This is a genomic window from Telluria antibiotica, assembly GCF_011682055.1.
Lineage (GTDB): Bacteria > Pseudomonadota > Gammaproteobacteria > Burkholderiales > Burkholderiaceae_D > Telluria > Telluria antibiotica.
The window spans coordinates 197799-223524 of the sequence record NZ_JAAQOM010000011.1 but is presented as its reverse complement, the minus strand read 5'-3'; the positions used below and the strand labels follow the sequence as shown (position 1 = coordinate 223524).

Below are 25726 nucleotides of genomic sequence, written 5' to 3'. Positions count from 1 at the left end.
CTCGTACCATGGCATTCAACATCGAAAACTCCTCGCCAGAATTTCTTGCGAAGCTGAAGCAGCGGCTAACCGAGTACCGAAACTCGGTAGGGACATGTCTTCCTCAACGATGCCGAATGGTGCAGTATGCCGGTGCAGACAAACCGAACGGTCTAGACATAGCTCCAGCACAAATCGAGTATGAAATTTCGTTTGCCCTTGCGGAAGGTTTCGTTGTCGACTGGCTTCTCGAGAACTCGGTCCTCTACATCTGCACACAAGAACCGGGATGTCCCGCGCCGCCATGGGACAAGGTGAAGGCGGAAGAAGCATTGATTGACGTCGACGCGCTTCTACGAAAAGCAGGTTTTGACGTTTAACGCCATGTCGGACTATTTCTGCCTCGGGGCGATAGCGGGCGTACACAGCCGTGCTTCGGCAGCTAAGATGGCGGTCGTGTTCCGAAACGGACTGATGCCATGGCCCAAGCACTTCTTCCCGAAGACCTTTGGTCGCTTATAGCAGCTCATCTCCCGACCCACAGCAGGTCGCCAAAAGGCGGACGGCCGCGTCTCAATGATCGCGCGACCCTAACTGGCATCCTGTTTGTGCTCAAGACCGGAATACCATGGGAATATTTGCCGCGCGAACTCGGCTGCGGCAGTGGCATGACTTGTTGGCGCCGGCTCCATGAATGGATGAAAGCTGGCGTTTGGCAGCGAGTCCACGAGGCAGTTCTTCGACGGCTGCGCGAGCACGATCAAATCATGTGGGATCGAGCTTGCGTTGACGCTGCCAGTGTTCCGGCCCCTGCCGGTGGCGAGCACACGGGCAGAAATCCTACTGATCGTGGCAAGCTCGGCTGCAAACACCACCTGCTCGTAGATCAGCGCGGGTTGCCCTTGGTAGCCAAGATCTCGGGCGCCCAGGTACACGACTCGCGTTTTCTTATTCCACTCGTTGAAGCTATCCCAGCGGTCAAAGGGCTTTGCGGTCGTGCGCGGAAACGTCCGGGTAAGCTGCACGCTGATCGGGCATACGCTTCGCGAGCACATCGGGCTTGGCTACGCCGACGAGGTATCGCAGCACGTATCGCGCGATATGGTGTGGAGTCTCGAGAAAGGCTCGGCCGATGGCGTTGGGTCGTTGAGCGCACCTTGGGATGGCTACACCGCTTTCGCAGGTTGCGCATCCGGCATGAGCGGCGAGCAGATATCCATCAGGCGTTCCTTTCGCTTGCCTGCTCGCCGATCTGTTGGCGGTATGTCGAACGGTTTTGTTAGGCGTACTAAGAACGATGGAATGGATGCTCCACCCGGTCACGGCACCTTCCGTATGGCATAGGCAGCTAGACAAAGCGTTGTGATGCCTAACGCCAGCAGAATCCAAGCCGTCAAAGTCATCGAGCTCACCCTTTCTATAACGTCTGCTCTTGGCCCAGGCTGTGTAAAAACTTGGGTTTTGGGCAAACGGAACCGGGTCTGTAAACGTTGATCCAGTATCTCATCAATACGGCTGCCGCATGAAGCGCTTTATCGAAGGCGAACATCGAGGACAAGGCACGCTGCTGCCTGCGCTACTGGACGACTACGTTTCCGAGGACAATCCGGTGCGCGTAGTCGATGTATTTGTCGAAGAGCTGAACCTTGCCGGGCTTGGCTTCAAGAGGGTACAGCCAGCGAAAACGGGGCGGCCCGCTTACCACCCGGCCGTGCTGCTCAAACTCTACATCTACGGTTATCTCAACCGGATTCAGTCGAGTCGACGGCTTGAGCGCGAAGCCCAACGTAACGTGGACTTGATGTGGCTGACGCAGCTGTCAGCAGCGACTGGCACCCGACTTCAAGACGATCGCCAGGAACCCGCTGCCAAACAGGCGAAAGCGGTCCGCCTCAACGACAAGATTGCAGCGCTGAAAGACCAGATGGCGGCGCTCACAAAGATCGAAGCGAAGCTGCAAGAAACAGGCGAAACACAGATTTCGCTCACCGATCCGGATGCACGCTCGATGATGACACGGGGCTCGGGCATCGTTGGCTACAACGTGCAGACTGCCGTCGACACAAAGCATCATTTGATCGTCGAGCACGACGTAACGAATAACGGCAGCGACCGCGATCAATTGTCCGGCATGGCCAAGAAAGCGCGTACGGCAATCGGGACGCCAAAGCTTACAGCGATAGCTGACCGCGGCTATTTCAAGGGTGAAGAGATTCTGGCCTGCCATGAGGTCGGTATCAGTGCCCTGGTACCGAAGGTGAAGACATCGAATGCCATGGCTGACGGCAGGTTCGACAAGGCCGATTTCATCTACGATCCTGAGAAGGACGAGTTTCGCTGTCCTGCGGGACAAGCACTGATCTGGCGTTTTGCGAGCATCGAGAATGGCCTCAAAAACCATCGCTACTGGAGCTCGAACTGCAAGGATTGCCCGCTCAAGACGAAGTGCACGCCGAGCCAGCAGCGCGGAGTGACGCGATGGGAGCATCAGGACGTGCTCGACGACATGCAGACACGCCTGTACCAGAGTTGGAAGCGCCTTCGGCTCTCGTCCACCTTGGCCCAACTGCTTGATAGAAGTAGAGGAATAGGCAGGACCCTGACGTCGCGAGTGACTTGTTCTGCCCCTTCCCGACGAATTATCCGGAAATTCCGGATAGTTGCCTTCTCCAACGATGCCGGCAGGGCCGCGCTGTCGGTGAAGACGCGTGCGCGCGCCGGCGCGTAATTTGCCGGCACATGAATAAGTCAAAATATTTAACAAATGTGAGTCACCGCACAGAGGCGATAGGCCGTGGAGGCCTAAGATGAACTCGTCTCTTTCAGGACATCCCTAGTTTTGGACTTGGCCCGCTCTTCGGAGCGGGCATTTTTTTGCCTGAGGGTTGCCCTGCCCGGACGCACCACGAAAAAAAACGTCGTCCCTGCCTGCGCAGGAACGACGTCGGTGCAGCAGACCCGTTGCCGGGTCCGGGGAGGGAGCTTAGAAACCGTATTTCAGGCCCACGGTGTACACGTCGGGCTTGGCGCCGAACGCCTTGTCCTTGCCGTAGCGCTCGTACTCGGCGTTCACGGCGAGGTTCTCGTTCAGCTTGTACTCGACGCCCACGCCGCCATACAGGCCCGTGTCGTAATTGTTGACGTGCGTACCGGCGCCGTTGTCGTACTTGCGCTCGTTATAGGCCACGCCCAGCTTGCCGTAACCGGAGAAGCGCTCACCCAGCGGGAAGTTGTACTTGCCGGCGACATAGGTACCGGAACCCTTCACGTTACCGGCGCCGACGTTTTCCTTGCCGAAGTCGGTGTAACCCGCTTCCACGCCCCAGTTCTGGTCGACGTTGTAACCGCCGTAGATCTTGCCGCTGGTCTTGTAGCTGTCGGAAGTCTGGTTGTTGGCCGTGGCAGCGCCGACGCCGACGTAGGCGCGCGGTGCGTTCGTCTGGGCCTGGGCGGCGCCGGCGACGGCGGTGGTGGCGATCAGTGCGAGCAGCAGTTTTTTCATGGTTCACTCCTTAGTGTTCTCGGGGCTCGCGATTCGTCGTGAATCGCAATATGGCCAAGATAGCACCGTGTTTCCCGAAGAGAAGTTCTCAATCGGTAAGGAATGTAACAAGATGAAAGTAAATGACCAAAAAGTCACATATGTACGGCAACACACCGACCGCGCGGGCGGCCGATGCCAGGCAGGAGCAGGGAGCAGGGAGATCAGGCCAGGGCGGCCGTGAGGCTCCGGACTTCGTCGTCGGATTCCTCGAGGATGGACGAGAGTGTGCCGTCGCCGACGGCGAAGTCGATGGTGGCGCCCACTTGCATGCCGCTCACGCCCGGATCGCGTTCCAGCAGGGGCGAGCCGACGGGCGCCAGGTCGTTGGCCAGCAGCAGCGTATCGCCCAGCGTTTCCGGCGGCAGGGCACGCATGCCGTTCCACAGGGCTTCGATGGCGCCCATCACGGGGGCTGGCACGCCCAGCTTGAGGAGGACGCCGCGGCCGATCGCGGTCTCGCCATGTTCGATCCACTCGTCGGCACCACCGTCCAGCAGGCCCGGGAATTCGGCCGCGCGCGACAGCAGGTAAAAGCCGCCGACCTCGTGCACGATGCCGGCGAACATCGCCGTTTCGGGATCGACGAACGAGACGCGCCGCGCGATCACCTGCGACAGCGCGGCCACGTGGGTCGAGTGCAGCCACAACTGGTCGGCTTTCGCACGCAACGCCGGGTCGCGGATCTCGCTTGCCAGCTGGCGCACGATGACGGCGGCGGCGAGCGCGCCCAGGGTGCGGAAGCCCACGCGCGCGACGGCCGCCTTGACGTTGGTGACGTCGTTGCCGAAGCGGTTATAGGCGGCCGAGTTGGCGATGGCGACGGTGCGCGCGGCCAGCAAGGGTTCCGTCTGGGCGAGGCGCGCCGCTTCGTCGATGTGACAGTCGGGGTCGGCGAGCGCGCGCTGCAGCTTCAGCGTCGCGTCGACGTGCGTCGGAAAATGAAGGTCGCCGCGCCCGGCTTGCGCGGCAATGCTCTTGAGGGCGTCGATTCTGTCCATGGGAAAAAATTATACCCCCGGGCAGGTCGTCAGGGTTCGCTGAAAATGGCGTCGCAGCCGTCCTTCTGCTCTTCCTTGTCCTGCAGTTCGTCGATGAGGCCCAGGTCGAACAATTCCTCGACGGCGTTCATGAAGCTGTTCAGCGTGGCGGCACCGATCACGCGGTAGATGTCGCCGGCGTCGTTGCGCACGCCGATCACCATCGGTTCGTCGCGCACTTCGGCGGGCGGGGCCACGTCGAGCAACAGGTTGCCGATGATGTGTTTGTCGAAATGGGGAGGCTTTTTGCCTTCGAGCAGGGCAGTCTTCATGTCATCTTTCATCGGCGGGGACATGCCCCGCGCGGAGTTCGCCAGGCACCGCGGCCGCCAGGTCCGGCGCGTCGAGCCGGGTGCGCAGGCGGTGCAGTGCGTGGTCCAATTGTTCGAAATCGCCGTCGCCATAATCGGCGAACAGCAGCTTGCCGTGCGCAACCACGGCCGGAAAGACCGTGTGGAACAGGGTATCGCCGGCCGCCGTCAGACGCACGAGAAACGAGCGCTTGTCGTCGCATTTGCGCACGCGTTCCACGAGGCCCTTCTGTTCGAGCCGGTCGATGACGCCGGTCAGCGTGCCCTTCGTGATCAGGGTACGCTCGCCCAGTTCCTTGTACGTCATGCCGGGCGTGTTGCCGAGGGTGGCGATGATGTCGAATTGCGGATGCGTCAGCCCGTGCCGGCGTACCGGTTCGGCAACGAAGCGTTCGAACCCTTGCAGGCATTCGGCCAGCAGGCGCACACTCTTCAGATATCGTTCACCCATGAAACGATTATAGCCGCCAGCGCGGTCCGGCCCCAGTCTTCATCGTTGCCGTCGCGTCCGTTACCATAGCAATCTTCCCGAACTCGCGTCACTTTCATGACCCAGCATCTGCGTGGCATCCTCGCCCTCGTCGTCGTCGTCCTCGTGTGGGGGACGACGTTTCCTGCGATGAAGGAACTGACCGCCTATTTTTCCCCCGTCTGGATCATCGTGACGCGCTTCGCCATCGCAACCGTCCTGCTGGCGCCGTTCCTGTGGCGCGCGCGCCGGACGGACCTGATGCTGGGCGGCACACTGGGTCTGCTGCTGTTCTTCTGCTACCTGTTCCAGGTGGAGGGTCTCGCGCTGACGACGTCGAACCGCAACGCCTTCATTTGCGGCCTGAACGTGCTGGTCGTGCCGCTGCTGGGCCTGCTGGGCGGCCGGCTGCCGGAGCGCCGCATCGTCGTCGCGCTGCTGCTCGCGATCGCCGGGCTCGTCGCGCTGTGCTGGGACGGCGGCGGCGGCTGGGGCCGCGGCGACACGCTCGCGCTGCTGGCCGCGCTCACGTTCGGCGCCTACATCAAGGTCATGGAAATCTACACCCGCCGCGCCGTGCGGCTGATGAGCGTGACGGCCGCGCAGATCGGCACCGTCGCCCTGTGCGCCGCGCTGTGGCTCGTCGCGCGCGAGGTGCCTCACGGCGTCGAGGAAGCCGCGAACTACTGGACGCACATCGGCCACGGGCTCGCCCGTTATGCCCCGAACTTCGCCTACCTGGGCGTGCTGTGCACGGCCGCCATCATCTCGATGCAGACGTGGGGCCAGGCGCGCACGAGCGCCAACGAGGCGGCCGTGATCTATGCGTTCGAGCCCGGCGGCGCCGCGTTCTTCGCGTATTTCTGGCTGGGCGAGGCGATGGGCGGCCGCGGCTGGGTCGGCGCCGCATTGTTGATCTCCGGTATGATTGTCAGCCAATGGAATGCCGAGAGCCGGCCGCCCGCCGCGCTCGCCCCCGAGTGATGACCCCAGTCCGTATCGATGCAGCCGCTTGAACTGTCCCGCCTTGCGCAGGAGGCGCCGTTGCGCGTGCTGCTCGTGCATGCGGGCGAGCCGGACGCGCTGACGTGGTCGGGCCTCGTGCAGCCGCTGCGGCTGGCGGCCAAGCTGTTGGGGCCGGAGCGGCTGCACGTGGACGTGCGCACGCCCGACAAGTTCACGGCCGACCAGCGCCTGTGGCACCTCGTGCTGCTCGTGGCGGACGAGGCCGAGGCGGCATTGCGGCCCGCCAACCTGCGTACCGTCATCGCCCGCTGCCGCGCGGCCCCGTGCTGGGGCGGCGTCGGCGCGGGCGTGCTGTGGCTGGCGGAGGCGGGCGCGCTGAACGGTGCGCGCGCGGCGTTGCCGTGGTCGCTGTATCCCGACGTCGACATGCGCGCCGACCAGGTCCTGCTGAGCCCGCACCTGTACGAGATCGACGGCGCCCGCGTCACGTGCTGCGGCGGCGCGGCCAGCATCGACTTTGCGCTGACCCTCGTCGACCTGCTGTTCGGCGCGACCGTGCAGGCGCAGGTGAAGGAAATCCTGTGCGTGGACCGCGTGCGCGGCCCGGACGAGCGCCAGCGCGTCGCGCTGCAGGCCCGCTTCGGTGTGCTGCAGCCGAAGCTGACCGAAGCCGTCACGCTGATGGAAGCGAACATCGAGGAACCGCTGTCGACCGACGAGATCGCCCAACTGGCGGGCGTGTCGCGCCGCCAGCTGGAACGGCTGTTCAAGCAGTACCTGGGCAGCCTGCCGTCGCGCTACTACCTCGAACTGCGCCTGCAACGGGCGCGCCAGCTGCTGCGCGACACCAACCACTCCATCGTGCAGGTGGGGCTGATGTGCGGCTTCTCGTCCGGCTCCCACTTCTCCACCGCCTTCGGCGCCCTGTTCGGCAATACCCCCCGCGAGGAGCGCCAGCGCAAGCTCAGCCAATGAGAGCTTATGTAGGGTGGGCACCCTGTGCCCACGCGTGACGCCAGCACCGTGCTAGCTTTCGCGTGGGCTCGGGGAGCCCACCCTACCCAAAAAAGTTGTTGCTCGTCCAAAAATGAAAATGCCTGTCGCAGTTTGGAAAGAACGGCAAGGTTTGGCTTCTCTATAATGGATCGCTCGGCGCGGCTGCTGGAGTCCGCGCAATCTCTTATTTGGATGAGGAAAACGTCATGAATGCTAAGCTCGAATCGGGTGTCACCACGCGGCCTGTCACACGTCAGACTTTCGACGAGGTGCTCGTCCCGACCTATGCGCCGGCCGCGATGGTCCCGGTGCGCGCTTCGGGCCTGGACGTGTGGGACCAGGAAGGCAAGCATTACCTCGACTTCACCTCCGGCATCGCCGTCTCGAGCCTGGGCCACTGCAACCCGGTGCTGGTCGACGCGATGACCCGCCAGATCAACACGCTGTGGCACCTCGGTAACGGCTACACGAACGAGCCCGTGCTGCGCCTGGGGGCCGCGCTGACGGAAGCGACGTTCGCCGACCGCGCCTTCTTCTGCAACTCCGGCGCGGAAGCCAACGAAGCGGCACTGAAGCTGGCCCGCAAGTACGCGCACGACAAGTTCGGCCCGCACAAGTCGCGCATCGTGTCGTGCTATTCCTCGTTCCACGGCCGCACGCTGTTCACCGTGTCGGTCGGCGGACAGTCGAAATACACCGAAGGCTTCGAGCCGCTGCCGCCGGAAATCAACCACATCAACTACAACGACATCGAGTCCGCACGCGCCGCCATCACCGACGACGTGGCCGCCGTGATCGTCGAGCCGATCCAGGGCGAAGGCGGCGTGATCCCGGGCGACGTCGAATTCCTGAAGACACTGCGTGAACTGTGCGACAAGACGGGCGCGCTGCTCGTGTTCGACGAAGTGCAGTCGGGCGTGGGCCGCACGGGCGCGCTGTACGACTACATGAACGTGGGCGTGACCCCGGACATCCTGACGTCGGCCAAGGCACTGGGCAACGGCTACCCGATCGGCGCGATGCTGACGACGGACGAAGTCGGCAAGCACTTCACCGTGGGCACGCACGGCACGACGTACGGTGGCAACCCGTTGGCGACGACCGTCGCGCTGAACGTGATCGAGCAGATCAACCAGCCCGCGTTCCTGGCGCGCGTGCGCGAAGCGAGCGCGAAGGTGTTCGCGAACCTGGAGAAGCTGGTCGCCGACTACCCGCAGCTGTTCGCCAAGCCGCGCGGCAAGGGCCTGCTGATCGGCCTGCCGATGGCCGAAGGCTACAAGGGCAAGTCGAAGGACTACACGAAGGTCGCGGAAAAACTGGGCCTGATGCTGCTGATCGCCGGTCCGGACGTCGTCCGCCTGGCACCGGCGCTGATCGTGTCGGATGCGCAGATCGCGGAAGCCGACAGCATCATGCGCAAGGCCGCCGACGCGTTCCTGGCCGGTTAAACAACCGGCATGATCCGGCCGGAAGGGGAGTATCCCAGCCCGGCCGGCGCCATCCGTTCGATGTCATTGTCGGGAGAATCCATGTACGTAGTTCGTCCGGTAGAACCAGCGGATGTCGGCGCCCTCGAGACGCTGCTTGCCGCGTCCACGCCGGGAGTGCACACCCTGCCGCGCACGCGCGAAAAGATCGCCGCGTTCGTGGAGCGTTCGGTGGCATCATTCGCCGCCCACGTCGACATCCCCAGCGAAGAGTCCTACCTGTTCGTGCTCGAAGACGTCGAGTCCCGCGAGCTGGTCGGCACCGCCGCGATTCACGCGTCGGCCGGCTCCAACGGCACGTATTTCGCGTTCCGTAACGATGTGATCCAGCAGGTTTCGCGCGACCTGAACATCAGCCACAGCGTGCATGCGCTGACGTTGTGCTCGGAGCTGACGGCGTATTCGCAGCTGTCCGGCTTTTATATCCGCCACCGCGACACCGCGCGGCGCGAAGCGGCGCTGCTGTCGCGTGCCCGCTTGCTGTATGCCGTGCTGGCGCCGCACCGCTTTGGCGACCGCTTCTTCGTGCCGCTGGCCGGCGTCACCGATGAACATGGCCAGTCGCCGTTCTGGGATGCGCTGGGCCGCAAGTTCTTCAAGATGGATTTCCTCGATGCGGAGCGCACGATCGGCGGTGCCCGCAACCGCACCTTGATCGTCGAGCTGATGCCGCACTACCCCGTGTACGTGCCGCTGCTGCCCGGCCCCGCGCAGGCCGTGATGGGCCAGATCCACCCGAGCGGGGAAATGGCCTTCGACCTGCTGACGGAAGAAGGCTTCGAGGCCGACGAATACATCGACATCTTCGACGGCGGCCCGATCCTGCAGGCGCACAAGCACGCGCTGCATTCGTTCTCGGGCTCGATGGTGAGGAAGGTGGCGAACGCGGAACTGCAGCCGCCCACGCGCGGCGGCAAGGCCGCGATGGTGAATTACGCGGTGGCCAGCAGCGAGCGCAAGTTTCGCGCGATCGTGCTGCCGTGCGACCCGGCGGAGAGCTCGGACGCCATCTGCCTGCCGCCCGCGGCACGCGAGGCGCTGGGCGTCGCGACCGGCGACAGCGTCATCTGCGTACGCATCTGACGTGAAGGACAATCATGAGGAACCCATGCTCGTAATCCGCGCAATCACCCTGAACGACATCGATCCGCTGATCGAGATGGCGCGCCAGGTCGGCAGCGGCATGACCACGCTGAAGCCGGACCGCGCCATGCTGGGCGAGCGCGTCGAGACCGCGGTGGCATCGTTCGCGCAGACGATTCCGCCCGAAGAACGCGACTACATGTTCGTGATGGAAGACACGTCGAACGGCCGCCTGGCCGGCGTGTGCGCCATCAAGGCCGCCGTCGGCCTGACGGAGCCATTTTATAACTACCGCATCGGCACGCTCGTGCATTCCAGCCGCGAACTGAACGTGTTCACGCGCATGGACACGTTGTACCTGTCGAACGACCTGACCGGCTCGACGGAACTGTGTTCGCTGTTCCTGATGCCGGAATACCGCACGGGCTACAACGGCAAGTGGCTGTCGAAGAGCCGCTTCCTGTTCATGGCGCAGTTCCAGCACCTGTTCACGGAAAAGATCATCGCCGAGATGCGCGGCTACCAGGCGGAGGACGGCACGTCGCCGTTCTACGAAGGCCTGGGCCGCCACTTCTTCAAGATGGATTTCAACCACGTCGACGGCCTCACTGCGCTTGGTAAAAAATCGTTCATCGCGGAGCTGATGCCGCGCCAGCCGCTGTACGTCGCGTACCTGCCGGAAGACGCGCAGGCCGTGATCGGCCAGGTGCACCGCTCCACGCTCCCCGCGCGCAAGCTGCTGGAACAAGAAGGCATGCACTACGAGGGCTATGTCGACATCTTCGACGCGGGCCCCGTGCTGCAGGGCCGCGTGGCCGAGCTGCGCGCCGTGCGCGACAGCATCCTGACGACGGCCGAGGAAGGCCAGCCGGAAGGCGAGTGCGAAGTCACGCTCGTCTCCAACACGAAGCTCGACGATTTTCGCATGGTCCTTACCCAGGCCTGCGACGGTGGCCGCAAGGTCGCGCTCTCCGCGCGCGAACTCCAACTGCTGCATTGCCAGCCGGGCGACCTTATCCGCTCGCTGGCCCTCAACGTAAGGAAGAACAATGGCTAACGTATCGAATTACATCGGCGGCGAATGGCTGGCCGGCTCGGGTCCGCTGCTCGCGACCATCGACCCATCCACGGGCCGCCAGACCTGGACCAGTAACGAATCGACGGCGGAAGACGTCGACCGCGCCGTCAAGGCCGCGCGTGCCGCGTTCGAAGACTGGGCACTGACGCCGCTCGAGCGGCGCATCGCCGTCTGCCAGCGCTTCCGCGACCTGCTGAAGGAGCACAACGAGGAACTGGCCGCCATCATCGCCGAGGAAGTGGGTAAACCCTTGTGGGAAGCCCGCACGGAAGTGACGACGATGGCGAACAAGGTCGACATCTCCGTGCAGTCGCATGCCGCGCGCACGGGCGAGACCAGCAGCAAGGTCGCCGACGGCAACGCCGTGCTGCGCCACCGTCCGCACGGCGTGTTCGCCGTGTTCGGTCCGTATAACTTCCCCGGCCACCTGCCGAACGGCCACATCGTGCCGGCGCTGATCGCGGGGAACACGCTCGTGTTCAAGCCGAGCGAATACGCGCCGCGCACCGCGGTCCGCACCGTGCAGTTGTGGGAACAGGCCGGCTTGCCGAAGGGTGTGCTGAACCTCGTGAACGGCGGCCGCGCGACCGGTGTCGCGCTGGGCCAGGCAGACGTCGACGGCGTCCTGTTCACCGGCAGCAGCCAGACGGGTGCCGCGCTGCACAAACAATTCGGCGGCCAGCCGGGCAAGATGCTGGCGCTGGAAATGGGCGGCAACAACCCGCTCGTCGTGTGGGACGTCGCCAACGTCGACGCGGCCGTGCACCACACCGTCATGTCCGCATTCATCTCGGCGGGCCAGCGCTGCACGTGCGCGCGCCGCCTGATCGTGCAGGATACGCCGCAAGGCCAGGCGTTCATCGACCGCCTCGTGGAAGTGGCCCGCACGCTCGCGGTGGGGCCGTCGAACGCGGACCCGCAGCCGTTCATGGGTCCCGTCGTTTCGGCCGCCGTCGCGCAACGTCTCGTGCAGGCGCAGGAAATGATGGAAGCGCAGGGCGGCAAGGTCTTGCTGCGCATGCGCCAGCTCGACGCGAACGCGGGCTTCGTCACGGCGGGCATCGTCGACGTGACGGATGCGAAAGGCATCCCGGACGAGGAATGGTTCGGCCCCTTGCTGCAAGTGATCCGCGTGGCCGATTTCGACCAGGCCATCGCTGCGGCCAACGCCACCGAATTCGGCCTCGCCGCGGCATTGTTGTCGCCGTCGGAAGACTTGTGGAAGCGCTTCGCCATCAAGGCGCGCGCCGGCGTCGTCAACTGGAACCGTCCGACGACGGGCGCCGCCAGCTCCGCGCCGTTCGGCGGCGTGGGCAAGTCCGGCAACCACCGTCCGAGCGCCTATTACGCGGCCGATTACTGCGCGTACCCGGTCGCGTCGATCGAAACGTCCGAGCTGGAAATGCCGGCCAAACTGTCTCCGGGATTGAGTTTCTAACATGCGCAACGCACGCGAATTCAACTTCGACGGCCTCGTGGGTCCGTCGCACAACTACGCCGGCCTCTCGTTCGGCAACGTCGCCTCGTTCAACAACGTGAGGAGCGCGTCGAACCCGCGCCAGGCCGCGCTGCAGGGCCTCGCCAAGATGCGGGCGCTGGCCGCGCGCGGCTTCGCGCAAGGCCTGCTGCCGCCGCAGGCGCGTCCGAACTTCCGCCTGCTGCGCCGCCTCGGCTTTTCCGGCACGGATGCCGACGTGTTGGCGCAGGCCTATCGCGAATCGCCCGTGATCCTCGCGTGCGCGTACTCCGCGTCGCCGATGTGGACGGCCAACGCCGCCACGGTCAGCCCGTCCGCGGACACCCGCGATGGCCGCGTGCACTTCACCGCCGCGAACCTGAACAACAAGCTGCACCGCGCGGAAGAGCATGCGCAGGCCACGCGCACGTTGCGCGCGCTGTTCGCGAATCCGGACCGCTTCGTCGTGCACGATCCGCTGCCCTCGACGCCCGCATTCGGCGACGAGGGCGCCGCTAACCACACGCGCTTCGCCAGCGCCCACGGGGCGGCCGGCGTCGAGTTCTTCGTGTACGGCCGCGTCGAGTTCGACCCGTCCGCACCGGCACCGGCCAAATACCCGGCGCGCCAGACCCTGGAAGCGTCGCAAGCCGTCGCCCGGCTGCACGGCCTCGATGCCGCGCGCACGGTGTTCGCGTCGCAGAACCCGGACGTCATCGACCAGGGCGTGTTCCACAACGACGTGATCGCCGTCGGCAACGGCAACGTGCTGTTCTACCACGAGCAGGCCTTTGCCAATGAAGCGGGCACGCTGGAAGCGCTGCGCCGCGCGCTCGGTGTCACCGGCACCGACCTGCGCGCCGTGCGCGTCGACACGGGTGTGGTCCCCGTCGCCGATGCGGTGGCGAGCTACCTGTTCAACAGCCAGCTGCTGTCCAAGCCGGATGGAGGCATGGCCCTCGTCGTCCCGCACGAATGCCGCGAGACGGCGACCGTCGCGCGCTACCTGGAGCAGCTGGTGGCTTCCGGCGGGCCCATCGACGAGCTGGTCGAATTCGACCTGCGCCAGAGCATGCGCAACGGCGGCGGCCCCGCGTGCCTGCGCCTGCGCGTCGTGCTCACGGACGAGGAAGCGACCGCGATGCACCAGGGCGTGCTGATGACGGAAGACCTGTATGCGCGCCTCGTGCCGTGGGTCGAGCGCCATTACCGCGACCGCGTCGAGCCGAAGGACCTGGCCGACCCGCAACTGGCAATCGAGTGCGCGGCCGCACTGGAAGACCTCGAACGCATCCTCGGCTTGCCGGGATTGTATGATCTGGCATGATTCGTAGGGTGGGCACTCCGTGCCCACGCGGACGCCTGCATAACGCTAACGATACGCGTGGGCTCGGGGAGCCCACCCTACAGTAAAAGATAGTTTCCGGTAACAAGGAAGCACGAATCTGGACGGGACAACCCTGTCCACACAAGCCGGGAACATGTGGCCACAAGCCGTGACGAACCCGGCGCAACTATCAGCTTGGAGAAGCAAATGAACAAAGACATGCCTCATGACCTGCGCACCCAGACCCTGGCGCTCGTCAACGAGAACAAGCCGGCCAACGCCCCCGAACAAGTGGGCGCGCTGATCGGCGCCTGGATCGGCGCCCTGGACGAGGACGACCTCGCCGGCATCGATCCGCGCAACCTCGCCGCCATCCTGTGGGACGCGTTCGCCCAGGTGGCGCAGCGCACGACGGACGGCTGCCAGATCGCGCAGATGCGCGCTACGGACGGGCGCAGCGGCATGTCGACCGCCTTGCTGATCCTGAACGAGGACATGCCCTACCTCGTCGACTCGTTCGTGATGGCGCTGCGCCGCCAGCGCGTCGTCGCGTCGGGCGTCATGAACGCCGTGCTGCCCGTGCGCCGCGACGAAGCCGGCCGCGTGGTCGCCGTCGGCGAGACCGGCGCGCCGCTGGAATCGTACGTCCTGTGCCTGCTGGCGGAAGACCTGCCGCAGGACGAACTCTCCGAACTCATCGCCCGCATCCAGATGGTCGCGCGCGACGCCGCCACCGTGCACCGCGACGCCGTCGCGATGGCCGACCGCATGACGGCTGTTGCTGCCGCCGCGGCAGCCCAGGGCACGCCGTCCGGCCAGGAAGTCGCGGCATTCCTCGACTGGGCCAAGAACGAAGGCTTCGAGCCGTTCGGCTACGCCTACTATTTCGTGAAGCCGGGCGTGCGCGAACTCGAACGCGACATCCCGAGCCGCATCGGCGTCCTGCAGGACACCGCGCACCCCGTGTACGGCACCTGCCTGCAGAACATCCCGGGCGACTTCGAGATCCTGTCCAAGCGCGACGAGACCTTGTCGATCGTGAAGGCCGACGTGGCCGGCACCCTGCACCGCGACCAGCCGCTGGACTTCATCGGCGTGCGCGACACCGACACGCAGGGCAACACGATAGGCGAGCACTGCTTCGTCGGCCTGTTCACCCGCGCCGCCACGTCGACGCCGCTGGCGCGCCTGCCGTTCGCGCGCGGCCGCGTGGCGAAGGTGCTGTCGATCGCCGGCGTGCGCCAGGAAGGTTTCCGCGCCGAGAAATTCCTCGAGATCCTGGAATCGCTGCCGCGCACCGAGGCGCTGGAAGCCGATCCGGAATGGCTCGCCCAGGTGTGCAGCTCCGTCGTCTCGCTGTACAAGCAGCCGCGCGCGAAAGTCTTCGCCCGCCGCGACGTGTACCACCGCCACCTGAACGTCCTCGTCTACCTGCCGCGCGAGCGCTACAGCGCCGCAGTCGTCGCCGCGCTGGCGCAGGCGCTGAAGGACAGCTCGGGCGCCGTCGACGTGCGCACGCAGACGCTCGTCGCCGACGGTCCGCTGGCTCGCGTGTACCTGATCGCCCAGGCCGCGCGCTATCCGCTCGACCTCGAAACGGACATCCAGAAACCGCTGCTGTCCGTGCTGGACGGCTGGCACGACCGCTACACGGCACTGACCGACACCGTGGAAGACGTCCCGACCCGCAACGCGCTGCGCAAGCTCCTGCCCACGCTGCCGGTGAACTACGTGGCCGCGACGGCGCCGGAAATCGCCTTCCGCGACGTGACGGCGCTCATCGCGAACGGCCAGCAGGGCCACGTGTCCGTGCGCATCGAAACGGATGAAGCCGGGGTCACGTCGCTGCGCCTGTACTCGGCGAACACGATGCCGTCGCTGTCGCGCATCCTGCCCGCGCTGCAGAACGCCGGCGTCGCCATCGACCGCGAACAGAGCTTCTGGATCGACACGGCCGACGGCACCCGCCGCTACATCACGAGCCTGATCGTCGACGCGGATTCCGCCGCCAAGCTGGCCAGGCCGGGCGTCGCGGACGTGGCGGGCGAATTGTTCGCCGCGCTGTTCAACGGCGAAGCGGAAGACGGCCGCCTGAACGGCCTCACGATCGAAGGCGGCCTGTCGATGCGCGAAGTGCAGCTCGTGCGCGCCTACATCAGCTACTGGCGCCAGGCCGGCAGCAAGTTCTCGACCCGCTACATGGCGGAGACGCTGCGTCCGCGCGCGGCCCTCGTCAAGGAACTCGTCGAAGGGTTCACCTTGCGCTTCGATCCCAAGCTGTCGGATGAGGAACGCGCATCGGGCGACGCCAAGCTGGCCACCTTGAAGGCAAGCCTCGCGAAGGTCAACCACGCCGACACCGAGGAAATCATGGCCGCGCTGGTCGACCTCGTGATGGCGACCGTGCGCACCAACTATTATCAAAACGACGGCGAGAAGATCATCTTCAAGCTCGACACGAGCCACCTGGCGCTGGTGCCGGAACCGCGTCCGTTCCGCGAGATCTACGTGTTCTCGCGCCGCTTCGAAGGCGTGCACTTGCGCGGCGGCCCCGTCGCGCGCGGCGGCCTGCGCTGGTCCGACCGCATGGAAGACTACCGCACCGAAGTGCTGGGCCTCGTGAAGGCGCAGATGGTCAAGAACGCCGTCATCGTGCCGGCCGGCTCGAAGGGCGGCTTCGTCTGCAAGCAGATGCCGAAGGATGCGGCGCGTGACGTCGTGGCGGCCGAAGGCGAAGCCGTCTACCGCCTGTTCATCGCGAGCCTGCTCGAGGTGACGGACAACCGCGTGCGCGGCGAGATCGTGCCGCCGACGGACACCGTGCGTTACGACCAGGACGACCCGTACCTCGTCGTCGCTGCCGACAAGGGTACCGCGACGTTCTCCGACATCGCCAACAGCATCGCCGTGTCGCGCGGCTTCTGGCTGGGCGACGCGTTCGCATCGGGCGGCTCGAACGGCTACGACCACAAGAAGATGGGCATCACGGCGAAGGGCGCGTTCGAAGCCGTCAAGCGCCACTTCTACGAGATGGGCCACGACATGAACACGACTCCGGTGACGATGGTCGGCGTGGGCGACATGTCGGGCGACGTGTTCGGCAACGGCGTGCTGCTGTCGCGCCAGCTGAAAGTGCTGGCCGCGTTCGACCACCGCCACATCTTCCTCGACCCGAATCCGGACGTCGTCGTGTCGTTCAACGAGCGCAAGCGCATGTTCGCGCTGCCGCGTTCCTCGTGGGAGGACTACAACAAGGAACTGATCTCGGAAGGCGGCGGCGTGTTCCCGCGCACCTCCCGCCACATCGAGCTGTCGCCGCAAGTGCGCGAAGCGCTGGCCATCGAAGAGACGAGCTTGAGCCCTGAAGAACTGATGCACCGCATCCTGCTGGCGCCCGTCGACCTGTTCTACAACGGCGGCATCGGTACCTACATCAAGGCGTCGAGCGAATCGCACGCCCAGGTGAAGGACCGCGCCAACGACAACATCCGCGTCAACGGCAACGAGCTGCGCGTGAAGGTCGTGGCGGAAGGCGGCAACCTCGGTGCGACGCAGGCCGGCCGCATCGAATTCGCGCTGGCCGGCGGCCGCATCTTCACGGATGCGATCGACAACTCGGCCGGCGTGGACTGCTCCGACCACGAAGTGAACGTCAAGATCTGGCTCGACACGGAAGTCAACGCGGGCCAGCTGGACGAGGGCGAGCGTAACCGCCTGCTGACGGAAATGACGGGCGATATCGAGAAGCTGGTCCTGCGCGACAACACGCTGCAGACGCACCTGCTGGTGCGCGAGGCGCAGGCGCAAAGCAACAGCGCCGTCGTCGACGGCTATGCGGCGCTGATCGCGAGCCTGGAGGCGGAAGGCGCCGTGTCGCGCGAGCTGGAACAGCTGCCGAGCGAGACGGAACTGCAGCGCCGCAAGGCACTGGGCCTGGGCCTCACGACGCCGGAACTCGCGGTCGTCGTCGCCAACGTGAAGAACCGCTTCAAGCGCCTGCTGGCCGCGCTGCCGCTGACCAGCCAGCCGTGGGCCGAGACCATCCTGCGCCCGTACTTCCCGGCGCAGCTGGTCGCCACGCGCGATCCACTGGCGCACCCGCTGTCCAACGCGATCCTCGCGACCGTGCTGGCGAACGAATCCGTCAACCGCTGCGGCCCGCTGATGCTGCGCGACCTGGCGCTGGAACACCGCATCGACGACGTCGAGGTCGTGAAAGCGTGGGGCCAGGCCTGGGCCGCGCTGCACCTGGCGCCCGTGTTCGAGGCGCTGGACCATGATGCGCTGGCCGTGCCGCGCGACGTGTCGCAGACGGTCGACGCCCGCACCCGCGTGATGCTGCGCACCGTGATCGAAGGCGTGCTGTCGCTGCCGGCGGAGCAGGCCGGTGCCGGCGGCATGGAAGAGCTGTCGAACCTGTTCGCCCAGCCGGAACAACTGCGCCAGCTGATGCCGGCCAAGCTTGACGCGGACAGCCATGGCGGCCTGTCGCCGTCGTTCGTGCAGGCGTGGAAAGCGGTCGACACCGTCGAATCGCTGGCCGCTTTCCTGTTCGCGGCCGTGTCGGTGCAGCGTCCGCAAGGCATGTCGCTGGCCGAGTTCCTGCAGGTCGGCATGCTGCTGCGCGCGCGGGCCGGTATCGATACGCTGGAGCGCGGCCTCAAGCTGCCGGCCATCAGCAAGTCGCAGGAACAACTGCGCAACTACGCGCTGCAAGCGCTGCGCCGCACGCAGCAACGCCTGCTGCTGGAAGTGCTGGAAGCGAGCCGCGCCACCGGCGACATGCAGGCGGCCGTGCGCGAACTGACGGCGGCGATGGGCCTGTCGGGCGGCCATGCCCAGCCGACGGACCTGGAGCAGGCGATGCTGGCCGTGTGGTCGCTGTCGGAAGGTTCGAGCCCGGACCGCATCGCAGCGGGCAATGCCGCGGCCTCGGTCGCGACGTTGGCGTAAGCGATGACGGCCACCTTGCCGAAGGAAATCCGGGCGCTGGCCGAAGGCGACTTCGGCGAGGTGGCCGCCCGGTTCGCGGGCGCCGGCTTCACGGTCGGCGAGCCTGCGAAGGGTGTGCTGACGGTGAAGGCGGCAACGCCGTCGCCGGACCGTCCCGCCGTGCTGCTGTCCGTGGGCGTGCATGGCGACGAGACGGGGCCGATCGAGATGGTGGCCTATGCCATCGACGCGTTGTCGCGGGCACCGCATGAACTGGCGGTGGACCTGATGCTCTGCGTCGGGAACATCGACGCCATCGCGGCCGGCAAGCGCTTCATCGACGCGGACCTGAACCGCATGTTCCGCGACCGGCGGGGCGACCTGGCGGGCACGTTCGAAGCCGGCCGTGCGGACGCGCTGATCGCGGCCACCGCGGCGTTCTTCGACGGCACGGGGCCGCGCCGCTGGCACCTCGACCTGCACACGGCGATCCGCGCCTCGCGCTATCCGCGCTTCGCCATCGTGCCGGAGCTGATTGCCGATGCGTCCCGCCGCGAACTGATCGCGTGGCTGGGCCTCGGTGGCATCGACGCCGTCATCATGAACCCGGCATCCGCGGGCACGTACAGTTATTGGACGGCCGAGCGCCACGGCACTGCGGGCACCACCGTGGAGCTGGGGCGCATCGGGACGCTGGGCCGGAACGACCTGTCGCAGTTCGCGGCGATGGCCGATGCGCTGGCTGGCCTGCTGCGCGGGCACGCGCGGGCGGGTGGGACAGCGCCCATCGTGTTCAATACGGCGCAGTCGATCACCAAGCTGTCCGATGCGTTCACCATGAGCTTCGGGCGCGATACGGAGAATTTCACGCCGTTGAAAAAGGGCGACGTGATCGCGCGCGACGGCGAAACCGTTTATACCGTTCAGCACGACGAGGAGTGTGTCGTGTTTCCGAATCCGGATGTTCGGGTCGGGCTGCGGGCCGGGATCATGGTCGTCCGTGCCGGTTGAACGCGTGGGCACCCCGTGCCCACCGTAACCGTCGCGTACTACCCCGTTTTCCTTGTCATGAACGACGCGCTTCCACGGCGCGCGTTAGACTGTCCCTTTACGCATGCATTTGGTGGGCACGTGGTTGATGCCCCTGGCATCAATCACCCCACCCTACGTTAAGGGAGCGCAGTCACCCATGAGCAAGCTGTTTTCACCGATCGAGCTCGGCCCGCTCGCGCTGGCCAACCGCATCGCCATCGCGCCGATGTGTCAATACTCCGCCGAGCAGGGCTTCGCGACCGACTGGCACATGATCCACCTCGGCCACCTCGCGCTGTCCGGCGCCGGTCTCCTGATCATCGAGGCGACCGCCGTGACGGAGGAGGGCCGCATCACCTACGCCGACCTTGGCCTGTGGTCCGACGAGCACGCGGCCGCGCTGGAACCCGTCGTCAACGCGATGCGCAAGCATTCTCCGATCAAGATCGCCATCCAGCTCGCGCACGCGGGCCGCAAGGCGTCGAGCGAAGTGCCGTGGCTGGGCGGGGCGAGCATCCCGCCCGATCACGTGCATGGCTGGCAGACCGTCGCGCCGTCCGCGCTCCCGCACGCCGACGGCGATGCGGTGCCCCAGGCGCTCGATGCCGACGGGCTCGCGCGCGTGAAGGAGGGCTTTATTGCTGCCGCGCGGCGTGCCGATGCGCTGGGCCTGGACGCCATCGAACTCCACGGCGCCCATGGCTATCTGCTGCACCAGTTCCTGTCGCCGCTGTCGAACCGGCGCGACGATGTTTACGGCGGCTCGCTGGAGAACCGCATGCGTTTTCCGCTGGAAGTGTTCGCCGCGGTGCGTGCGGCCGTGTCGGCGGAGATGGTGGTGGGCATGCGCATCTCCGCCAGCGACTGGGTCGACGGCGGCTGGGACCTGGCGCAGAGCATCGTGTTGGCGCGCGAGCTGGAGAAGCTCGGCTGCCAGTTCATCCACGTGTCGAGTGGCGGCGTGTCGCCGCAGCAGAAGATACCCGTCGGGCCGGGCTACCAGATCGAGTTCGCCGCGCGCATCAAGGCGGAAACGGCGATGCCCACGATCGGCGTCGGTTTGATCACGGAGGCGAAGCAGGCCGAGACCATTGTGCAGACGGGCCAGGCCGACATGGTGGCGCTGGCGCGCGCCATGCTGTACGACCCGCGCTGGCCGTGGCACGCGGCGGCGGAGCTGGGGGCATCGGTCAGCGCGCCGCCCCAGTACTGGCGCTCGCAGCCGCATGAGCTAAAACACCTTTTCGGCGATACGCGGTTGGGCCAGCGCTGATACGGGTGACGCAACGTTTTGGTGGGCACGTTTCATTTGAGGCCGGCGGCCTCAAATGAAACGTGCCCACCAATGCGTACCCGACGCGAGCGTTTTTTTGCCGCGCCCGATCAGAGCAGGTGATCGAGCAGCTCCGGCCCGAACACCTCGCGGTGCAGGCGGGCCGCCGGCACGCCCGCGTTCAGCAGGCCGAGCCACTGCGCCTGCATGAACTTGTGCGGGCCGCACAGGTACACGTCCGCTTCCTCGCGCGGCCATGCCGGCAGCTTCGCCACGTCCATGCGGCCTTCGATGACGCCCGCCGCGCCCTGCGCATCCTCGTGGAAGGTGACGACCGACAGGTTCGGCATGGTCGCCTTCAACCCCTCGACTTCGGCGCGCAGCGCGTGGTGGCCCGCGTCGCGGGCGGCGTGCGCGAAGATCACGTGGCGCTGCGGATTCACCTGCGCCACGCGCTTCAGGCTCGCGACCATCGGCGTGACGCCGACGCCTGCCGACAGCAGCACGATCGGTTTGTCGCCTTCAGTCTCCGGGGTGAATTCGCCGAACGGATGCGACACCTGCAAGGTGGCGCCGACCTTCACGTTGGCGTGCAGCCAGTTCGACACTTCGCCGGCCGGCATGTCGTCGACGCTGTCTTCGCGCTTGACGGAGATGCGCAGGCTCTCGCCGTCCGGCGCGTCCGACAGGCTGTACTGGCGCAACTGGTGACGGCCGCCCGGCAGGTCGACGGCGACGCTCACGTACTGGCCCGGCTTGAACGCGGGGACCGGCTTGCCGTCCGCTGGCACGAAGCGGATCGACAATACGTTCACGCTCTCGGTCTTCACGCCCGTCACGCGCATCGGGCGGGTCTCGCCCGGCTCGACGCCGGCCGTGTTGTACAACTTGGCTTCCGCCGCAATCAGCAGCTTGGCGAGCGAGTTGTAGGCTTCCTTCCAGGCGTCCAGCAGCGGCGGCGTGGCGGCGTCGCCCAAGGTGGCGGCGATCGAGTCCAGCAGGTGCTTGCCGACGATGGGGTAGTGCTCGGCGCGGATACCGACCGACACGTGTTTGTGCACGATCCGTTCGACGACCGGGCCCAGCGCGCCCGGATTGCCGATGTTGGCCGCATACGCAAACACGGCCGACGCCAGCGATTGCTGCTGCGCCCCGCTGGCCTGGTTCCCCATATTGAAGATCCGGGTCAGTTCAGGATGCGCACCCAGCATGTTCGTGTAGAACAGCCTGGTGATCGTCAGGCCGTGCTGGCGCAGGACGGGGACGCTGGCATCGATGTAGGGACGGGAAGCTTTCGAAATCATGGTGATTCCTTTAATTATGCATTTTAAATGCAGATTTAAGATTCAAAAAAATGCCCGCTTGGCGGGCGTTGCCATCAATACTAAGTTAATCCTCACTCACCGGCTCAGGCGCCGGCAGACTGCCTTTCGCCACGCCGCCATCCCAGAACATGCGGTGCATGCGCATGACCTGCTCGCCGGTATTGCCGGCCGTGGCTTGGGCCAGCGTGTAGCCGTCCATCGCGTCGTAGAACGCACGCATGCCGGTGCGGAGCATGCCGCGCAGCTGGCAATCGAGCTTCAGCGCGCAGTCGGTGCCGTCGCAATCGACCAGTTCATTGTCCTCGCCTTCCAGCTTGCGCAACACCTGGCCGATGGTCAGGGTCGCCGGATCGGCCGCGAGACGCAGGCCACCGTTGCGTCCACGCGTCGCCTGGACCCACCCCAGCTTGGCCAGCTGCCCGACCACTTTCACGAGGTGGTTCAGCGGAATGTCGAACTGCTTGCCGATCTCGGCCACTGTCACCGGATGCGGACGTTCTCCCGCACGCTCCAGGTAGATCAGGACGCGCAGGCCAATATCGGAGAATCGGGTGAGTCGCATTGGGTAAGCTCAGTGGGTACAAGTGTATTCTACCCGCTTGGACGTATTCTACATAAACATGCATTAAAAATGCATATTTATATGAAGTATTTTTTTTCCGCATTGATAGCAGCACGGAAAGTGGACCTATAATCGCGGACTTTGGATAGATAACAGCGCGCTACCCGCGCGCGCCAAGAGGAAGACGCCGTGAACCAGACCCTGGGCCAAAAGCTCATTCGCACCAAGACGTCCGAGCACAAACTCGAAGACGGCCATGCCCACGCCCTGGGCCGCACGCTGGGCTTATTTCCCCTGACCATGATCGGCGTCGGCGCCACGATCGGCACCGGCATCTTCTTCACGATGGTGGAAGCCGTGCCGAAGGCCGGTCCGGCCGTCGTGCTGTCGTTCCTGATGGCCGCCCTCACGGCGGGTCTCACCGCGCTGTGCTACGCCGAGCTGGCCGACCGCGTGCCCGCGTCCGGCTCCTCGTATTCGTTTGCCTACGCCACCGTCGGCGAGTTCGGCGCCTTCGTCGTCGCCGCGTGCCTGCTGCTGGAATACGGCCTCGCGGCCAGCGCGACGGCCATCGGCTGGTCGGACTATTTGAACAACTTCCTGCAGAACGCGCTCGGGTGGCAGATCCCGGACGCGCTGCGCTCGCCCATGGTCGTGGCGGGCAAGACGGGCGGCGTCGAATTCCACGCCGGCCATATCAACCTGCCGCCGATCCTGCTCGTCGTGCTGTGCTGCGTGCTGCTCATCCGCGGCACGAAGGAATCGGCGACGACGAACGCCGTCATGGTGGTGATCAAGCTGGCGATCCTCGTGTTCTTTTCCGTGATCGCGCTGTCCGGCTTCGACATCCGCAACTTCCACCCGTTCGTCTGGCCGGCCAACGGCCACGGTATCGGCGGGCTCGCCGGCGTGACGGCGGCCGCCGGCACCGTGTTCTTCTCGTTCATCGGCATCGACACCATCGCGACGGCCGGCGAAGAAGTCAAGAATCCCACGCGCGACGTCCCGATCGGCATCCTGGCCGCCCTGTGCATCGTCACCGTGTTCTACATGCTGGTCGCGATCGCCGCACTCGGCGCCCAGCCGGCCACGCAGTTCGCCGGCCAGGAAGCTGGCCTCGCCGTGATCCTGCAGAACGTGACGGGCAAGGCCTGGCCGGCGCTCGTGCTGTCGGCGGGCGCCGTCATCTCCGTGTTTTCCGTGACCCTCGTGACGATCTACGGCCAGACGCGCATCCTGTACGCGATCGCCAAGGACGGCCTCGTGCCGCAAGCCTTCCGCACCGTGAATCCGCGCACGCAATCGCCGGTGACGAACACGCTGATCGTCAGCATCGCCGTCGGCACCGTCGCGGGCCTCGTCGACTCGACCTTCCTGTGGGACATGGTGAGCATGGGCACGCTGGTCGCGTTCATCGTCGTGTCGATCGCCGTGCCCGTCATCCGTCGCAAGCAGGGCGATACGGGGCGCAAGGGGTTCCGCGTGCCGTTCGGGCCTTACCTCGTGCCTTGCCTGTCGATCGTCGCCTGCCTGTACCTCGTGTGCGGGCTGTCCAGCACCACGTACACCGTCTTCACCATCTGGATGACGGTGGCCGTGCTGACCTATTTCGGCTACGGTATCCGCAACAGCCGCCTGAACAAGGTCGAGGCGGTGCAGGCGGAGTTGACGCACTGATGCGCCGCGTCTGCGCCATGGTGGGCACCGTGTGCCCACGCGTCACGCAAACACACCGCAAATGTCCGCGTGGGCTCGGGGAATCCACCCTACGCGCTACCGGGCGAATGGTCGAACATGCGTCAGCGCCGTAGGGTGGGCACCCCGTGCCCACCGACCGCGATCGTCATTGCGCCAGCGGCCGCACGTAGGTCAACAGGCTGACGAGCGTCTTGCCCGGCTCTTCCCACGGCACCATGTGCGCCGAACGCTCGAACCACACGGCCCGCTTCGATGGCGCCTGCACCTGCGCGAGCCATGCCTCGGTGGGTGCCGTCGGCGTCGTGTAGTCGTGCCGGCCCAGGAACATCACGACGGGGATCGGGAAGCGCTGCACGTTCGACAAATCCACCTGCACGAATTCCGGCAGGATGCGGCCCAGCGTCAGCAGGTTGCCCTGGTCGATGGCCTGCGCCTGCTTCGCATCGTAGTCCGGCGACAGGCGCGGGCCGTCGAAGTAATAGTCCGATTCGCTGCGCCACGCACTCAGGCCGCCGTAGTACTGCGGCCACTTGCGTGCCACGATGATGCGCTCGCGCGTGATCGGCAGGTTGCCGGGGTAGGGCGCGATCGACTCCAGGTCGTGCAGCGCTTCCTCGTTCTTGTGCAGCTTCGCCTGCTCCAGCGCGTACTCGAAGCTGATGCGCTCGTTCTCGCGCGTGCTGATCACCTGGCCGATGCCGACGTAGGCATAGAATAAATCCGGCCGCTTCAGCGCCGCCTTCATCGACACGATGGTGCCCCAGCTGTGGCCCATCAGGATCAGCTTCTTCTTGCCGTAGCGCTGGCGCAGGTGCTCGGCCACCTCGATCGCGTCGTCGACGTAGCGGTCGATGTGGATCGTGTCCGCGACCTTCTCCGGCGCCATCTCGCCATACGTCCTGCCCGCGCCGCGCTGGTCCCAGTTCGCGATGGTGAAGTATTCCTCGAGCGGACGCTCGAACTGCCACAACGTGGGCGTGACGGGCGCTGCGGGCCCGCCGTGCACGAACAGGACCATCGGGTTGTCGCGCTCCTGGCCGCGCACGCGATGCCGAGCAGGGCCCAGCACCCGATCCAGATTCGTTTCATTGCAGCCTCCTTGTTCTCGATGTGCGGGCAGTGTAGAGGGATGGCCGCGTGTGGCACAGGTGCGATGGGGTGAATTGCGCAT

The 25726-nt window shown here is 65.6% G+C and carries 21 protein-coding genes; 14 read left to right on the top strand and 7 right to left on the bottom strand.

Annotation, left to right across the window (positions count from 1 at the left end):
* The first annotated feature begins 8 nt into the window (after positions 1 to 8).
* The 3 genes from HAV22_RS18980 to HAV22_RS18970 all read left to right on the top strand — a co-directional run bounded on the left by HAV22_RS18980 (position 9) and on the right by HAV22_RS18970 (position 2707).
* Positions 9 to 359: a hypothetical protein gene (locus tag HAV22_RS18980; RefSeq protein WP_166861209.1), complete on the top strand. Its 351-nt coding sequence runs from the start codon at positions 9 to 11 to the stop codon at positions 357 to 359.
* 99 nt (positions 360 to 458) lie between these two features.
* Complete coding sequence (locus tag HAV22_RS18975) at positions 459 to 1262, top strand: IS5 family transposase (protein ID WP_166861208.1); 804 nt, start codon at positions 459 to 461, stop codon at positions 1260 to 1262.
* 239 nt (positions 1263 to 1501) lie between these two features.
* On the top strand, positions 1502 to 2707 hold the full coding sequence (locus HAV22_RS18970; protein ID WP_166861206.1) for a transposase: 1206 nt from the start codon (positions 1502 to 1504) through the stop codon (positions 2705 to 2707).
* 255 nt (positions 2708 to 2962) lie between these two features.
* On the opposite strand, the gene HAV22_RS18965 is transcribed toward HAV22_RS18970, so the two are convergent.
* The 4 genes from HAV22_RS18965 to HAV22_RS18950 form a co-directional block, all read right to left on the bottom strand.
* Positions 2963 to 3481, bottom strand: coding sequence for a porin family protein (locus HAV22_RS18965; RefSeq protein ID WP_166861205.1), 519 nt, complete (start codon positions 3479 to 3481; stop codon positions 2963 to 2965).
* Positions 3482 to 3684: 203 nt separating this feature from the next.
* Entirely contained in the window at positions 3685 to 4521 is an 837-nt protein-coding gene (locus tag HAV22_RS18960; RefSeq protein WP_166861204.1) for an HDOD domain-containing protein, read from the bottom strand.
* 29 nt (positions 4522 to 4550) lie between these two features.
* Entirely contained in the window at positions 4551 to 4832 is a 282-nt protein-coding gene (locus tag HAV22_RS18955) for a hypothetical protein (RefSeq protein WP_166861202.1), read from the bottom strand.
* A gap of 1 nt (position 4833) precedes the next feature.
* Positions 4834 to 5322 (bottom strand): MarR family winged helix-turn-helix transcriptional regulator, encoded by a 489-nt coding sequence (locus tag HAV22_RS18950; RefSeq protein WP_166861201.1) that lies wholly within the window; start codon positions 5320 to 5322, stop codon positions 4834 to 4836.
* Between the two features lie 96 nt (positions 5323 to 5418).
* Between HAV22_RS18950 and HAV22_RS18945 the strand changes: the two genes are divergently transcribed.
* From HAV22_RS18945 to HAV22_RS18900, 10 genes are all read left to right on the top strand, one after another.
* The gene (locus tag HAV22_RS18945; protein ID WP_166861200.1) at positions 5419 to 6324 is read left to right on the top strand and encodes a DMT family transporter; all 906 of its coding nucleotides are present in this window, start codon (positions 5419 to 5421) and stop codon (positions 6322 to 6324) included.
* A gap of 18 nt (positions 6325 to 6342) precedes the next feature.
* A complete protein-coding gene (locus HAV22_RS18940) occupies positions 6343 to 7281 on the top strand; it encodes a GlxA family transcriptional regulator (RefSeq protein WP_166861198.1) in 939 nt (312 codons plus the stop codon).
* Positions 7282 to 7508: 227 nt separating this feature from the next.
* Positions 7509 to 8750, top strand: a complete 1242-nt coding sequence (locus HAV22_RS18935) for an acetylornithine/succinyldiaminopimelate transaminase (protein ID WP_166861197.1) — start codon at positions 7509 to 7511, stop codon at positions 8748 to 8750.
* Between the two features lie 81 nt (positions 8751 to 8831).
* Positions 8832 to 9872, top strand: a complete 1041-nt coding sequence (locus HAV22_RS18930) for an arginine N-succinyltransferase (protein WP_166861196.1) — start codon at positions 8832 to 8834, stop codon at positions 9870 to 9872.
* Positions 9873 to 9897: 25 nt separating this feature from the next.
* Entirely contained in the window at positions 9898 to 10929 is a 1032-nt protein-coding gene (astA, locus tag HAV22_RS18925; RefSeq protein WP_166861194.1) for an arginine N-succinyltransferase, read from the top strand.
* A complete protein-coding gene (astD, locus tag HAV22_RS18920) occupies positions 10922 to 12388 on the top strand; it encodes a succinylglutamate-semialdehyde dehydrogenase (RefSeq protein WP_166861193.1) in 1467 nt (488 codons plus the stop codon). The genes astA and astD overlap by 8 nt, the downstream gene beginning before the upstream one ends.
* Before the next feature lies 1 nt (position 12389).
* On the top strand, positions 12390 to 13733 hold the full coding sequence (gene astB / locus HAV22_RS18915) for an N-succinylarginine dihydrolase (RefSeq protein ID WP_166861192.1): 1344 nt from the start codon (positions 12390 to 12392) through the stop codon (positions 13731 to 13733).
* Positions 13734 to 13940: 207 nt separating this feature from the next.
* Positions 13941 to 18686, top strand: a complete 4746-nt coding sequence (locus HAV22_RS18910; RefSeq protein ID WP_166861191.1) for an NAD-glutamate dehydrogenase domain-containing protein — start codon at positions 13941 to 13943, stop codon at positions 18684 to 18686.
* Between the two features lie 3 nt (positions 18687 to 18689).
* Positions 18690 to 19676, top strand: a complete 987-nt coding sequence (locus HAV22_RS18905) for a succinylglutamate desuccinylase (protein ID WP_166861190.1) — start codon at positions 18690 to 18692, stop codon at positions 19674 to 19676.
* A gap of 178 nt (positions 19677 to 19854) precedes the next feature.
* On the top strand, positions 19855 to 20970 hold the full coding sequence (locus tag HAV22_RS18900; RefSeq protein ID WP_166861188.1) for an NADH:flavin oxidoreductase/NADH oxidase: 1116 nt from the start codon (positions 19855 to 19857) through the stop codon (positions 20968 to 20970).
* Between the two features lie 110 nt (positions 20971 to 21080).
* On the opposite strand, the gene HAV22_RS18895 is transcribed toward HAV22_RS18900, so the two are convergent.
* On the bottom strand, positions 21081 to 22274 hold the full coding sequence (locus HAV22_RS18895; protein WP_166861187.1) for a globin domain-containing protein: 1194 nt from the start codon (positions 22272 to 22274) through the stop codon (positions 21081 to 21083).
* 85 nt (positions 22275 to 22359) lie between these two features.
* Positions 22360 to 22857 carry an RrF2 family transcriptional regulator gene (locus tag HAV22_RS18890; RefSeq protein ID WP_166861186.1) on the bottom strand — a complete coding sequence of 166 codons (498 nt, stop codon included), beginning with the start codon at positions 22855 to 22857 and terminating at the stop codon, positions 22360 to 22362.
* 189 nt (positions 22858 to 23046) lie between these two features.
* Between HAV22_RS18890 and HAV22_RS18885 the strand changes: the two genes are divergently transcribed.
* Positions 23047 to 24534: an APC family permease gene (locus HAV22_RS18885; RefSeq protein WP_166861185.1), complete on the top strand. Its 1488-nt coding sequence runs from the start codon at positions 23047 to 23049 to the stop codon at positions 24532 to 24534.
* A gap of 166 nt (positions 24535 to 24700) precedes the next feature.
* On the opposite strand, the gene HAV22_RS18880 is transcribed toward HAV22_RS18885, so the two are convergent.
* Complete coding sequence (locus HAV22_RS18880) at positions 24701 to 25624, bottom strand: alpha/beta fold hydrolase (protein ID WP_371869684.1); 924 nt, start codon at positions 25622 to 25624, stop codon at positions 24701 to 24703.
* Positions 25625 to 25726: the final 102 nt, after the last annotated feature.